We start from the raw sequence: 12718 nt of genomic DNA, 5'->3' as shown, positions 1-12718 counted from the left end.
ATGAGCCGATTTCTCATCCTTATTGCCACCGCTAAGCTCAGCTGCGCTGCTGCTTGGGGCCTTCGGATTTCAGTATCTTGGTGAGATGGCACCGTGTAAGCTGTGCATCTGGCAACGGTATCCGCATGGCGCAGCTGTGGTGATCGGCATGTTGGCGCTGATGGTCCCAATGGTGATGCTGCCCTATCTCGGTGCGCTTGCTGCGCTGACCACGGCGGGGATCGGCGCATATCACACCGGGGTTGAGCGTGGCTGGTGGGAAGGCCCGAATTCCTGCACCTCCGGCCCGATTGGCAACCTCAGCTCCGAAGATCTGATGCAGCAGATCATGTCTGCACCGCTGGTGCGCTGCGACGACGTCCCGTGGGAGCTGTTCAGCCTCTCAATGGCCAGTTGGAATGCGATTGCATCGCTGTTTCTGGCCGTGCTCTGGATTGCTGCGGCCAATCACATGCGCAAGAACCGGATCTGACGCCTCCATCGGGCCGGGCCTGTCACCGCTCGGCTCAGCTGTCCTTTTTCGTGGCAAGAAGGAGGTTGGTTTCGCTGCTCACCACCCCTTCGAATGTGCGGATTTTGGCAAGAGCGGCATCCAGCGTCTCCAGCGTTTCGGTACCCAGTTCCACAATCAGATCCCAGCGCCCGTTCGTGGTGTGGATCGCCCGCACTTCCGGCAGGCCCTGAAGCTGCCGCGTTATGCGGCTGGTGCCTCGCCCCTCGATGCCGATCATCATCAGGCCACGGACCGGATCGCGCAGCACATCCTCCTTCAGAACAACTGAAAACCCAAGGATATCGCCTTTGGCTTGCAGCCGTTCAATCCGGGCCCGGACGGTGGTCCGCGACAGGTTCAGCTGCAACGCCAGATCCGACAGGGAGGCGCGTGCATTATGACGTAGCGCAGCAATCAGGCGCTCATCCGTTTTGTCCAATTTGACCTCCGTCTTGATGATTTGCCCTACTATATGGGCGATTTGATCGCTGGAATCCACCTCAAATCGGAGGTTTCTAAGGGTAAGCACAGTTCGCAGAGGAGATATGCGCGTGACATCCAAGACCTGTATTCTGATCGGCGCCCCGGTGGACAGCGGCAAGCGGCGCGCCGGATGCCTGATGGGGCCGGATGCCTATCGCACCGCCGGTCTGGGGCGCGCAATCGAAAGTCTGGGTCATAAGGTGATCGATCAGGGCAATCTGCGGCCTGCGACCCATGAACGCGATACCAACGACGGTCTGGTCTTTGCCCGCAATGAAACCATCGGCTGGACCAATCGCCTGATCCGCGCCGCCGAAGAAGCGATGACAGAGGGGCTGCCGATCTTTCTTGGTGGCGACCATTCACTGTCCCTCGGCTCGGTTGTTGGCGTGGCCAACCACGCCGCCAAAGAAGGCCGCCCGCAATTTGTGCTGTGGCTCGATGCGCATACCGATTTTCACACCCCGGCAACCTCCGACAGCGGCAACCTGCACGGCACACCAGTGGGCTATTTCACCGGGCGTCCAGATTTTGCAGGCTTTCCTGAGGTGGCCAACCCGGTCCCGCAGGAAAATGTCTGCATGATCGGCCTGCGCTCGGTTGATACCCCGGAACGCCTCGCGCTTGAGGCCAGCGATATTCACCGTCACGACATGCGTGATATCGACGAAAATGGCATTGCTTAAGCCCGCTTTCTGCCTTCCTTCAGCGGGTCAAGGACGCCAATGGAATGCTGCATGTTTCGCTGGATGTTGATTTTCTGGACCCGTCTGTGGCCCCTGCGGTCGGCACCACCGTGCCCGGCGGCGCCACAGTGCGCGAGGGGCATCTGGTGTGCGAAATGCTGCATGATTCCGGGCTGATGACCTCTTTGGATCTGGTAGAGCTGAACCCGTTTCTGGATGAGCGCGGCCGCACGGCCCATCTGATGGTGGATCTCTGCGCCTCGGCCCTTGGGCGTCGTGTCTTTGACCGCCCGACACGGAGCTATCAATGAGCCAGCTTCAGGCCCCCGGTGCGGTGGTGATGATCCGTCCGCACCATTTTTGCTCCAACCCGGAGACGCGCGACGACAATGCGTTTCAAACCCTTGCGGATGACACGGCGGATGTGACCTCTGCGCAGGCGCTGGCCGAATTCGACGGAGCAGTTTCGGCGCTGCGCGGCGCGGGTGTGAACGTCCATGTGTTTGACGACACTGGCACGGAAACCCCGGACAGCGTGTTTCCGAACAACTGGTTTTCGACCCATGCCGGCGGCCATGTTGCGGTCTATCCCATGTATGCGGCCAACCGGCGCAAGGAACGCCGCTGGGATGTGATTGAACTGCTAAAGCGGGATTACCGCGTTCAGGATGTGATCGACTATTCCGGGTTGGAACAGGACGGGCTGGCGCTGGAAGGTACCGGTGCCATGGTGCTCGACCATATCGGGCGCATTGCCTACACCGTGAAATCCAACCGTGCCGATCCGGTGCTGCTGGAACGTTTCTGCACCCATTTCAACTTTGAACCTATGGTGTTTGAAGCACGAGATGCGCAGGGGCGCGATGTCTATCACACCAACGTACTGATGGGTATTGGCACGGATTATGCGCTGATCTGTCTTGATATGATCACCGATCCAATACGCCGGGCCGAAGTTGCCGCCCGGCTGGAGGAAACCGGACGCCGGGTGATTGATCTTACGCCCGAACAGATCGCCGGATTTGCAGGCAACGCGCTGGAGCTGACCGGGCACAGCCGCTTGCTGGCGCTGTCGTCGCGTGCCGTCGATGTGCTGCGTGCCGACCAAATCGCTGTAATTGAGCGCAGCGCGACCCTGCTGCCGCTCTCCATTCCCACTATCGAAACCGCTGGCGGGTCGGTGCGCTGCATGCTGGCAGCCATCCACCTCAGCCCCCGTGAAAGGACCCAGTCATGACCCAACCCTCGGACAAGGCGCTTGTGCCTTTTGTCAGCGTCGACAATATGATGCGCCTCATTCATCATGTCGGGATCGACACGGTGATGAAGGATCTCGCCGCCTATATCGAAGAGGATTTCAAACGCTGGGAGCTGTTTGACAAGACACCGCGCGTGGCCAGCCACTCCGACGTCGGTGTGATCGAACTGATGCCCACCTCCGATGGCGAGGCTTACGGCTTCAAATATGTGAACGGCCATCCGAAGAACACCTCTGAAGGGCTACAAACTGTCACTGCCTTTGGCCTGCTTGCGGATGTTTATACTGGCTATCCGGTACTTCTGACAGAGATGACCATTCTGACCGCGCTGCGCACGGCCGCGACCTCCGCCATGGTGGCAAAACACCTTGCGCCCAAAGGCGCGACGACCATGGCCATGATCGGCAACGGCGCCCAGTCGGAGTTCCAGTCGCTCGCCATGCAGGCGATCTGCGGGCTGAAATCCGTGCGTCTTTATGATGTTGATCCGGCCGCCACCGCGAAATGCGCGGCAAACCTGAAAAACAGCGGGCTTGAGGTTGTGGCCTGTAAGACGCCGGAAGAGGCGATTGAGGGCGCGCAGATCCTGACCACCTGCACCGCAGACAAGCAATATGCCACGATCCTGACCGACAACATGGTCGGCAGCGGCGTGCACATCAACGCCATCGGCGGCGACTGCCCAGGCAAGACGGAGCTTGCACCAGGTATCCTGTCCCGCTCTGACGTATTTGTGGAATTCCCGCCCCAGACCCGGGTCGAAGGGGAAATCCAGCAGATGCCTGAGGATTTTGAGGTTACCGAACTGTGGCAGGTGATCCTGGGGCAGAAACCCGGTCGCCGCGATGACAAGCAGATCACCCTGTTCGACAGCGTCGGGTTCGCGATCGAGGATTTCTCGGCTCTGCGCTACATCCGCGACCGGATCAAGGACACCGATTTGTTCCTCGAACTGGATATGCTGGCCGACCCTGACGATCCGCGCGATCTCTTTGGCATGGTGCAACGCGCCAAAGGCTGATCACCCCCGAAGGTGGATACCAAAAGGCCCCGACAGCGCTGCTGATCGGGGCCTTTTTCATAGCTCTTTCAGGGTGCGATCAGCTGTCCAATTCGCTGTCCCAATAGAGGAAATCCATCCAGGTCTGGTGCAGTTCCGGTTTCGGGCGTGGCAGGCGCCGGGCAATCGCGTCCAGTTCATGTGGGCTTGGGGCGAAGGGTTGACGACGAAGCTTCAACCCCACCTGCTGTGGTTTCAGATTGCCCTTACGCAGATTATCGGCACTGCAACAGGCGACGATATTGGTCCAGGAGGATGCACCACCTTTGCTGCGGGGGATCACATGATCAAATGTCAGATCCTTGGCAGCAAACCGCTTGCCGCAATACTGGCAGCAGAACTCATCACGCAGAAACACATTGTACCGGGTGAAGGCCACCTTCTTGCGCTTGCGATAGCGTTTGAGCGCAACAACAGCGGGCACTTCGAAGGTGTCCGAGGCCGAATGCACCGCGACATCATCATAGGTTTTGACCTGTATGACCCGTTCCTGATGGACGGCAACAAACGCATCCTGCCAATTGCAGACAGACAGCGGCGCCCAGCTGAGCGGCTGCATATCTGCGTTCAGAATCAAAGTTCTGAGATTACCAACGGCGACGGTCATACTGCACCTCCTCGTTTCAATGGCCCGGACCTGCGCCAAGGTCCCGGCCACTGACCACCGCCCTGCCCCCGCGTACGGGCCGACACAGCAGTGGTTTCAGACAAAACAAAAGCGCGTGGAGTGCACGCGCTTGTCTTTGGATCAGTCATATGAATATCAGCAGTCTGCGGGTGAATATCAGCAGTCTGCGGGCGAACCGACAGAGGGCTTCGATGCGGCCAGACAGGTATTCGCAGACCAATCAGCGGGCGCGTTCCCTTGCTGCCGCTGATCGCAGGCTGACCATGGGCAACGGCTGCACGGCGATACCCATTATCTGCTGAAATCTGTTGCTGTTGGATCTGCATGTTCTGCAACGGCTCTACCGCCCTGTCTGCCTGTGTTCCGACACCAGAGCGGGGAACCCGCCCCTGCTTTGAATTAACTATATATCGTGGCCTGCAACTGGCAAGCCCCCATTATCAATGATTATGACAAGGTCTCAGACCAGCTCTCAGATCAACCACTAGGATGTTTCCGTGACAGCTGCATGACGACCAGACGCTGATGCGTGTCGGGACAAACCACGCCGGAGGCGCGCGCGCCCCTTGCCACTCAGCGGAGTGCTGCCTATTGCAGGCTGATGACCAGATTGATCCGCTTCAACAAACCCTATGACGTCTTGCCGCAGTTCACAGACCGTGGCAGCGAAAGCAGTCCGCGCGCAACGCTGAGCGACTGGATTGATCTGCCGGGAGTTTACCCTGCGGGGCGGCTGGATCGTGACAGCGAGGGGCTGATGCTGCTGACCGATCACGGGCGCTTGCAGGCGTGGATCTCGGACCCTCAGCATAAAATGCCAAAAACCTATTGGGTGCAGGTTGAGGGCACGCCGGATGCTGCGGCTATTCAGGCGCTGGCCGACGGCGTAGAGCTAAAGGACGGGCTGACCCGCCCAGCGAAAGCGGCATTGATGGAGGAACCCGACGGGATCTGGGCACGCAATCCGCCTATCCGGGTGCGCAAGTCCGTCCCTGATAGCTGGATCGCGCTGACCATCCGCGAGGGCCGTAACCGTCAGGTGCGGCGGATGACGGCTGCTGTGGGTCACCCAACTTTGCGCCTGATCCGGGCTGCGATTGGGATCTGGACGCTTGATGGCTTGTCCCCCGGCAATTGGGAGGATCTGGAGGTGCCGTCTATTCCCGGACCGCCCAAACCCAAACCCGCGCCAAATCGACAGGCCATCGCCCGGCGCAAGGCTGCCGCGTCCACGCCCGGTTGCCCGGAACTGAACGCGAGAGCAAAGCCGCGAAAACCAAGAAAGCCGCGCAAGGGCTGATCCTTACGCGGCTTTGCGCTTCATCTACGGCTTTCAGCGCTCAGAGGCTCAGCTTGTCCCGCATGAACGCCAGCGCCACGCTTAGCCCATCGGGGGCGATGCCGTGGCCTGTGCCCTTCATGATATGGGCAAAGACATCCTGGAACCCGGCCTCTCCCAGCGCCTCGGCAGCTTCGGGCAGCGATTGTGGCGGCACCACATCGTCAGCGTCGCCATGCACCAGCAGCACCGGCATTTTTGAGACCACTTCATCCTTCAGCGTTTCCGGCGACAGCAGGCGACCGGAGAAAGCGACGATCCCCGCCACCGCATCCTCGCGGCGGGGGGCCACATGCAGGCTCATCATTGTGCCTTGCGAGAATCCAAACAGCACCACCTGCTCGGGCAGCACGTCCTCATCCACCATCAGCGCATCCAAAAAGGCGTTCAGATCCTCGATGGAGGCCATCATCCCGCGCATGGATTCCTCTTCCGAGGAGCCGTCGATCCAGGGGATCGGAAACCACTGGAAGCCAAAAGGCGCGCCTGCACAGCTTTCCGGGGCATCCGGTGCCACAAACAAGGTGTCGGGCAGATGTTCGGCCAAGGGGTCAGCCAGCCCCAGCAGATCGGCCCCATTGGCCCCATAGCCATGCAGGAACACCACCACGGATCGGGTCTGCCCCGACAAGGGCGCCTTGCGCTCGGCTTTCAAAACTCGTGTCATCGGATCCCTTCCCTGTCCTTTGCCACCCGGTAATAGGCCCAGAGCACGCGCGCCGCAACCGACCGCCATGGCGACCAGTCCTCAGCGATGCGGCGCATCGCGGCGGGTTTCGGCCGCTCCGGCAGATCCAGCAGGATCCGTGCCCCTTCTTGCAGCGCCAGATCGCCATGGGCAAAGACATCGGCCCGCCCAAGCGAGAACATCGCGTAGATTTCCGCCGTCCAGGTGCCAATGCCCGACACTTGCGTCAGGGTCGCAATCACCTCCGCATCCGGGAGCTGGTGCAGGGCGTCAAAATCAATGCCGAGCCGCGGCCAGCGCATGGGCGTAGCGGATTTTCTGACGGCTGAGACCGACGGCGCGCAGATCCTCCTCGCTTGCCGCTGCTACCTGCGGTGCTGTATCCAGCCCGGCCTCAACCATCCGCCCCCAGATCGCATTGGCCGAAGCCACGCTGACCTGCTGGCTGATAATCGCGCTCAGCAGTTCACCAAATCCCTCGGGTTTGCGGCGCAAGGGCAACGGTCCGCAGAGGTCGATTGCGGCGGCAAACCGTGGGTCCTGATCGGCCAGCCACGCGGCGCCTTCGCGCACACAGGCGTCACTGGTGATGATCCGCCCGACGTTGGCCACCCCCACCGCATCCGGATTTTTCGATCCTGTCATATGTGACCTCTCCTTGCGTCTTTTTCGCGCGCATAGCGCACTGATGCAGCATCAATCTTGCCCTGTCGGATATTCAGGGATACGCATCTGTCATGACTGACAGCCTCCCCCTCCCCGACGACCGCATCGCCAAACGCAATGTTGTCATTCTCGTGCTTGCGCAGGCCTTTCTGGGTGCGCAGATGCCGATGATTTTCACCATTGGTGGTCTCGCAGGTCAATCGCTTGCCAGCAATGCCTGTTTCGCGACGCTGCCGATTTCGCTGATCGTCGCCGGTTCCATGCTGGCGGCCACGCCGATCTCTGCGATCATGCAGCGGTACGGGCGCAAGGCGGGCTTCTTTGTGGGCGCCGCTGGCGGCACACTTGGCGGTGTCATTGGGGCATATGGGCTCTACCTTGGCTCTTTTCCCATCTTCCTGCTGGGCAGCTTCCTCACCGGTATTTATATGAGCGCGCAGGGCTTTTACCGCTTTGCCGCGACGGACACCGCGTCCGATGCGTTTCGGCCCAAGGCGATTTCTTATGTGATGGCGGGCGGGTTGCTCTCGGCCATCATTGGCCCGCAAATCGTCAAGGCGACCAGCCAGGCCTTTGTGATCCCCTTCCTCGGCACTTATATGGCCGTGGTTGCAGTGAACGTCCTGGGTGCAATCCTGTTTTTGTTCCTCAAAATCCCCAAACCCCCTGTCCCCAGCGAAGACGCCCCCAAGGGGCGCAGCCGTCTGGAGCTGCTGCGCACGCCCACCATCGCCGTGGCGGTGATCTGCGCCATGGTGTCCTACGCGCTGATGAACCTGGTGATGACCTCAACCCCGCTGGCGGTTGTTGGCTGTGGCTTTAGCGAAGGCAGCGCCGCCGATGTGGTGACCGCCCACGTGTTGGCAATGTATGTGCCGTCCTTCTTTACCGGTCATCTGATCGCGCGGTTTGGCGTGGAAAAGATTGTCGGCGCTGGCCTTGTGATCCTTGCCGCAGCCGGGGCTGTCGCGCTGCAAGGCGTTGATCTGGAGAATTTCTTTGTCGCGCTGGTCCTGCTGGGCATTGGATGGAACTTTGGCTTCATCGGTGCAACCACCATGTTGGCGGGCGCGCATGAGAGCTATGAGCGCGGCCGGATGCAGGGGTTGAACGACCTCTTGGTGTTTGGCGGCGTGACCTTCGCCTCGCTCGCCTCTGGTGGTCTGATGAACTGTTCCGGCGGCAGTGCGGTCGAAGGTTGGACCGCTGTGAACATGGCCATGGCGCCCTTCCTGGTGCTGGCAGGCGGAGCTTTGCTGTGGCTGATGCTGAAGCCGCGGGCTCTGCGCAAGGCCTGAGCACACACTCGCGCTCGTGATGATAAACCGACAAAAAAGACGCCTGACGGGAAACCACAGGCGTCTTTTTCATCTGGAGGCCTGAGCCCGTTACCAGCGTCCGGTTGACACCCGGTAGATCAGGCCTGCGCGGCGGCGAAACTCGCTGGTGCCCAATGTACCCTCGGCCACGCGCTGCGGTTCTGCCACGGCCTGCCGCAGGATCGCAGCGGCCTGCCAGCCGGGAAGCAGCGCCGGCAGCGCGGATTTGGTGAGTTTGGCGCGTTGCCCGCGCGCCTCCTTCAGCGCCTCCAGCCCGGCTTTTGCCAGCGCACTTATGCCTGACGGCGTGCCGTCCAGCAGGGGAATACGCTTTTCCGCGACCAGTTTCGGGATCGCGCGCAGCCAATTGGCAACCCCAACCCCATAGGCGAACCGGCGCACCAGCGCCTCATCCGATGCGCCCAGCGTTGCCGCCGCCATCCACATGAGAGACCCTGTGGTCTTGTCGATGTGATCGGCCAGCGCCGCCTCATCTTCAAACGGGTCACGGTAGATATCCCAGCGGCGCGCCTCTGCCATGGCATCAATATGCCCCGCCAGCTCTGGCGTCAGGACCTTGGCCAGCGGTGTTGCCACAAAATGCCGACGCACCGGGCCGCCCGCGGCGATTTCCTCCCCGACATCACGCCACCACTGGACACGCATCTCCGCGATCATCGCCTCGGATGAGGCCCAGGGCGCGCGCGCCAATTCCAGATTAAACGCGTAGATCGCAAACAGCGGCGCACGTGCCTCGACCGGCGCCGCCATCACCGTGGCAAAACGATCGGGATCGCCTTTGTGCACCAGATCGGCGCAGGCGGTCAGATCATCATCAAACGGGATCATCAGGCCGCACCACCCGCCGCATCGGTATCGCGCAACAGTTTCCAGCGGATCGCATCCAGCAGCGCCTCAAACGACGCGTCTATTATGTTGGCGCTGACGCCAACGGTTGACCAGCGCCGCCCCTTGCCATCTTCGCTGTCGATAATGACGCGGGTCACCGCCTCGGTCCCGCCTTGGGTGATGCGCACCTTGAAATCGACCAACCGCATATCATCCAGCGCCTTGGAATACTGGCCCAGATCCTTCGTCAGCGCCTTGGCAAGCGCGTTCACCGGCCCCCGGTCGCTGCCCGTTTCGTCCAGCGATTCACTCACCGACAGCAGCTTTTGGCCATCCACCTTGACGACCACAACCGCCTCAGAGAGGGAGACCATCCGGTCATACTTGTTCTTGCGCCGCTCCACCGTGACCTTATAGCGCTTCACCTCAAAGAAGCTTGGAAGCTGCCCCAGCTCCTCACGCGCTAGGATCTCGAACGAGGCCTGCGCGGTGTCATAGGAATAGCCCTCGGCCTCACGGGTCTTGATCCGTTCCAGAATACGCGCCAGCGCCGGATCGCCGTTCTCCACGCGCAAACCGGCCTCCGACAGGCGACGGCGCAGATTGGACTGCCCGGCCTGATTGGACATCGGGATGATACGCGCATTGCCCACCAATGCCGGGTCAATATGCTCATAGGTGCTCGGATCCTTGAGGATCGCGCTGGCATGCAGCCCGGCCTTATGGGCAAAGGCAGAAGCCCCAACATAAGCGGCCTGTTTCGTTGGCACCCGGTTCAGAATCTCATCCAGCATCCGACTGAGCGCCGTGAGCGTGCTCAACCCATCGCGACTGACACCGATGTCAAACTGGTCCGCATAGGGGTGTTTCAGCAGCAGTGTGGGGATCAGCGTGGTCAGATTGGCATTGCCGCAGCGCTCCCCCAATCCGTTTAGCGTGCCTTGGATCTGCCGCGCCCCTGCATCCACAGCTGCTAGCGAACAGGCCACCGCGTTTTCGGTGTCGTTATGGGTGTGAATGCCCAAATGATCCCCCGGCAGCCCCGCCGCAATCACCTCCGCCACGATCCGCCCGACGTCACCGGGCAAGGTGCCACCATTGGTATCGCACAGCACCACCCAGCGCGCGCCCGCCTCAAGCGCGGCGCGGCATGCTGCCAGCGCGTAGTCCGGGTTGTCCTTGTAGCCATCAAAGAAATGTTCGGCATCAAACAGCGCCTCGCGCCCCTGCGCCACAAGATGCGCGATGGAGGCGCGGATATTGTCGAGGTTCTCCTCAAGCGTGATCCCCAGCGCATGGGTCACGTGATAATCATGGCTTTTGCCCACCAGACAGACCGCCCCGGTGCCGGCATTCATCACCGCCGCCAGAACATCGTCGTTTTCCGCGGACCGCCCGGCCCGTTTGGTCATGCCAAAAGCGGTCATGGTTGCGCGCGTCTGCGGGGCCGCATCAAAGAACCCGCTGTCAGTCGGATTGGCGCCGGGCCAGCCCCCTTCGATGTAGTCTACCCCCAGCCCGTCCAGCGCCGTGGCAATCTGCACCTTCTCGGTGGTCGAGAACTGCACACCCTGGGTCTGCTGCCCATCGCGCAGCGTGGTGTCATAGAGGTAAAGACGTTCTTTGGTCATGGCTGGCCTTATGGCTTGGCAAATGAGGGTGGCCCTCCCCTCAGAGGGCCGTGATGTGTTGTGGTGCTAGATCGCGTCCAATTTGCTGGGATCAAACGACGGGCCGGGCACCAGTTCAACGCCAGCTTTTGACATGCGAACTTCGATGCTCGGCATCGATAAGAAGGGCCTTAATGCGATCTACTTCAGAAAAATCTTTCTTTTCCATAGCAGACTTACGAGCATCTTCTAAGATCGACACATATTGTCCTAGGTTGCCCGTCCAAGCCGAATAGGAAGAACCTTCTGGTCTTGAAAGGTGGTCAATGTCGGTCTCTTCATTCAACAGGCCAAGGAATACCATCGAACCAATTAGAAGCTGGTAACGCTCTTCTTTGTATAGCTTATGCAGTATTGAAATTGCCTTGGACGTATTGAGATCGTCTGCGATTGCCTCAACTATCTTTTCATCAGGCTGATAGACATCCGTATTGAGATATACACCACGAGATCCCGGCTTCGCGTACTCACCCGGCACCATCAATACAGAATAGAACTTCGCTAGTGTTTGCCTTGCTTCCTCCGCCTTTTTGTCGGTCCAATCCATCGGCTTGCGGTAATGCGTTTGCAGGAACACAAAGCGAATGACCTCCCCGGGATAGCCCTGATCCAAGAGGTCGCGCACGGTGAAAAAGTTGCCCAGAGACTTGGACATCTTCTTGCCTTCGACCTGCAGCATCTCATTGTGCAGCCAGATTTTTGCAAAATCGCCTTCCGGATGGGCACAGCAGCTTTGCGCAATTTCATTCTCGTGATGCGGGAACATCAGGTCATTGCCACCGCCGTGAATATCAAAACTGTCGCCAAACAGCTCATGGCTCATGGCGGAGCATTCGATATGCCACCCTGGACGACCCCGGCCCCAGGGACTGTCCCAGCCCGGCAACTCATCGGTGGAGGGTTTCCACAACACGAAATCCATCGGATCGCGTTTGTTATCCGCCACTTCGACCCGCGCACCGGCAATCATGTCGTCCACCGACCGGCCGGACAGCGCGCCGTAGTCCTTGTAGCTCTTGACCGAGAACAGCACATGCCCCGCGCCATCGGCATAGGCATGGCCCTTGGCAATCAAGTCTTCGATCATCGCGATCATCTGCGGAATATAGGCGGTTGCTCGCGGCATGTGATCCGGCTCCAGCGCGCCCAGCTCAGCCATATCAGCCAGATACCAGCTGATAGTCTCTTCGGTGCGCTCCTGTACCAGCTCTTCCAACGTACCCGGCGCGCCTGCTTCCTTCCGGGCCAGCGCGGTTGCGTTGATTTTGTCATCCACATCGGTGAAATTGCGTGCATAGGTCACGTGATTGGTGCCGTAGACGTGGCGCAAGAGGCGATAGAGCACGTCAAACACCACCACAGGACGCGCATTGCCCAGATGGGCGCGGTCATAGACAGTTGGCCCGCAGAGATAGAGGCGCACATCGTCGGGATTGAGCGGGTCCAGCACCTCTTTGCCTCGGGTGCGGGTGTTGTGCAGCTTGATCGTCGTCATCACAAATCCTTCGTCTGACCGCAGCGCATGCGCCTCTGGCCACTCTCCCAACGGGTGCCGCAGATACGCGGCGCGCAGCGCGG

At 60.3% G+C, this 12718-nt stretch carries 10 protein-coding genes and 3 pseudogenes; 6 read left to right on the top strand and 7 right to left on the bottom strand.

Annotated features, from left to right (window positions below; translation table 11 throughout):
- Window positions 1-472: pseudogene (locus L0Z65_RS05555) on the top strand (disulfide bond formation protein B).
- Window positions 473-506: 34 nt separating this feature from the next.
- Here the strand turns inward: L0Z65_RS05555 and L0Z65_RS05550 are convergent.
- A complete protein-coding gene (locus tag L0Z65_RS05550; RefSeq protein WP_024097141.1) occupies window positions 507-932 on the bottom strand; it encodes an Lrp/AsnC family transcriptional regulator in 426 nt (141 codons plus the stop codon).
- Window positions 933-1044: 112 nt separating this feature from the next.
- On the opposite strand from L0Z65_RS05550, the pseudogene rocF reads away from it, so the two are divergent.
- The 3 genes and pseudogenes from rocF (at window position 1045) to L0Z65_RS05535 (ending at window position 3942) form a co-directional block, all read left to right on the top strand.
- Window positions 1045-1973 (top strand): annotated as a pseudogene (rocF, locus tag L0Z65_RS05545) (arginase).
- Window positions 1970-2899, top strand: a complete 930-nt coding sequence (gene ctlX / locus L0Z65_RS05540; protein WP_405111506.1) for a citrulline utilization hydrolase CtlX — start codon at window positions 1970-1972, stop codon at window positions 2897-2899. Before rocF ends, ctlX begins: the two are co-directional and overlap by 4 nt.
- Complete coding sequence (locus L0Z65_RS05535) at window positions 2896-3942, top strand: ornithine cyclodeaminase (RefSeq protein WP_405111503.1); 1047 nt, start codon at window positions 2896-2898, stop codon at window positions 3940-3942. The genes ctlX and L0Z65_RS05535 overlap by 4 nt, the downstream gene beginning before the upstream one ends.
- A 79-nt stretch (window positions 3943-4021) precedes the next feature.
- Here the strand turns inward: L0Z65_RS05535 and L0Z65_RS05530 are convergent, their stop codons facing one another.
- Window positions 4022-4588, bottom strand: a complete 567-nt coding sequence (locus L0Z65_RS05530; RefSeq protein ID WP_040169205.1) for an HNH endonuclease — start codon at window positions 4586-4588, stop codon at window positions 4022-4024.
- Window positions 4589-5210: 622 nt separating this feature from the next.
- On the opposite strand from L0Z65_RS05530, the gene L0Z65_RS05525 reads away from it, so the two are divergent.
- Window positions 5211-5909, top strand: coding sequence for a pseudouridine synthase (locus tag L0Z65_RS05525; RefSeq protein ID WP_405111499.1), 699 nt, complete (start codon window positions 5211-5213; stop codon window positions 5907-5909).
- A 40-nt stretch (window positions 5910-5949) separates the two neighbouring features.
- Here L0Z65_RS05525 and L0Z65_RS05520 read toward each other — a convergent pair whose 3' ends face one another.
- The gene (locus L0Z65_RS05520; RefSeq protein ID WP_040169209.1) at window positions 5950-6615 is read right to left on the bottom strand and encodes an alpha/beta hydrolase; all 666 of its coding nucleotides are present in this window, start codon (window positions 6613-6615) and stop codon (window positions 5950-5952) included.
- Window positions 6612-7281: pseudogene (locus L0Z65_RS05515) on the bottom strand (DNA-3-methyladenine glycosylase family protein). Before L0Z65_RS05515 ends, L0Z65_RS05520 begins: the two are co-directional and overlap by 4 nt.
- A 92-nt stretch (window positions 7282-7373) precedes the next feature.
- Between L0Z65_RS05515 and L0Z65_RS05510 the strand changes: the two are divergent.
- Complete coding sequence (locus L0Z65_RS05510; protein WP_024097132.1) at window positions 7374-8600, top strand: MFS transporter; 1227 nt, start codon at window positions 7374-7376, stop codon at window positions 8598-8600.
- Window positions 8601-8690: 90 nt separating this feature from the next.
- Here the strand turns inward: L0Z65_RS05510 and L0Z65_RS05505 are convergent, their stop codons facing one another.
- From L0Z65_RS05505 to cysS, 3 genes are all read right to left on the bottom strand, one after another.
- Window positions 8691-9470: a squalene/phytoene synthase family protein gene (locus tag L0Z65_RS05505; RefSeq protein WP_405111494.1), complete on the bottom strand. Its 780-nt coding sequence runs from the start codon at window positions 9468-9470 to the stop codon at window positions 8691-8693.
- The gene (gene cimA, locus L0Z65_RS05500) at window positions 9470-11101 is read right to left on the bottom strand and encodes a citramalate synthase (protein ID WP_405111491.1); all 1632 of its coding nucleotides are present in this window, start codon (window positions 11099-11101) and stop codon (window positions 9470-9472) included. Before cimA ends, L0Z65_RS05505 begins: the two co-directional genes overlap by 1 nt.
- Window positions 11102-11216: 115 nt before the next feature.
- A complete protein-coding gene (gene cysS, locus L0Z65_RS05495) occupies window positions 11217-12635 on the bottom strand; it encodes a cysteine--tRNA ligase (RefSeq protein ID WP_405111488.1) in 1419 nt (472 codons plus the stop codon).
- Between the last annotated feature and the right edge of the window lie 83 nt (window positions 12636-12718).

The organism is Phaeobacter sp. BS52 (genome assembly GCF_045040595.1).
GTDB lineage: Bacteria > Pseudomonadota > Alphaproteobacteria > Rhodobacterales > Rhodobacteraceae > Phaeobacter > Phaeobacter piscinae.
This window is presented reverse-complemented; position numbering and strand designations above follow the sequence as displayed.

Coding starts and splice junctions, on each gene's coding strand:
- ctlX (WP_405111506.1), top strand. CDS start 1,970: ATGAGCCAGCTTCAGGCCCCCGGTGCGGTGGTGATGATCCGTCCGCAC.
- L0Z65_RS05535 (WP_405111503.1), top strand. CDS start 2,896: ATGACCCAACCCTCGGACAAGGCGCTTGTGCCTTTTGTCAGCGTCGAC.
- L0Z65_RS05530 (WP_040169205.1), bottom strand. CDS start 4,588: ATGACCGTCGCCGTTGGTAATCTCAGAACTTTGATTCTGAACGCAGAT.
- L0Z65_RS05525 (WP_405111499.1), top strand. CDS start 5,211: ATGACCAGATTGATCCGCTTCAACAAACCCTATGACGTCTTGCCGCAG.
- L0Z65_RS05520 (WP_040169209.1), bottom strand. CDS start 6,615: ATGACACGAGTTTTGAAAGCCGAGCGCAAGGCGCCCTTGTCGGGGCAG.
- L0Z65_RS05510 (WP_024097132.1), top strand. CDS start 7,374: ATGACTGACAGCCTCCCCCTCCCCGACGACCGCATCGCCAAACGCAAT.
- L0Z65_RS05505 (WP_405111494.1), bottom strand. CDS start 9,470: ATGATCCCGTTTGATGATGATCTGACCGCCTGCGCCGATCTGGTGCAC.
- cimA (WP_405111491.1), bottom strand. CDS start 11,101: ATGACCAAAGAACGTCTTTACCTCTATGACACCACGCTGCGCGATGGG.
- cysS (WP_405111488.1), bottom strand. CDS start 12,635: ATGACGACGATCAAGCTGCACAACACCCGCACCCGAGGCAAAGAGGTG.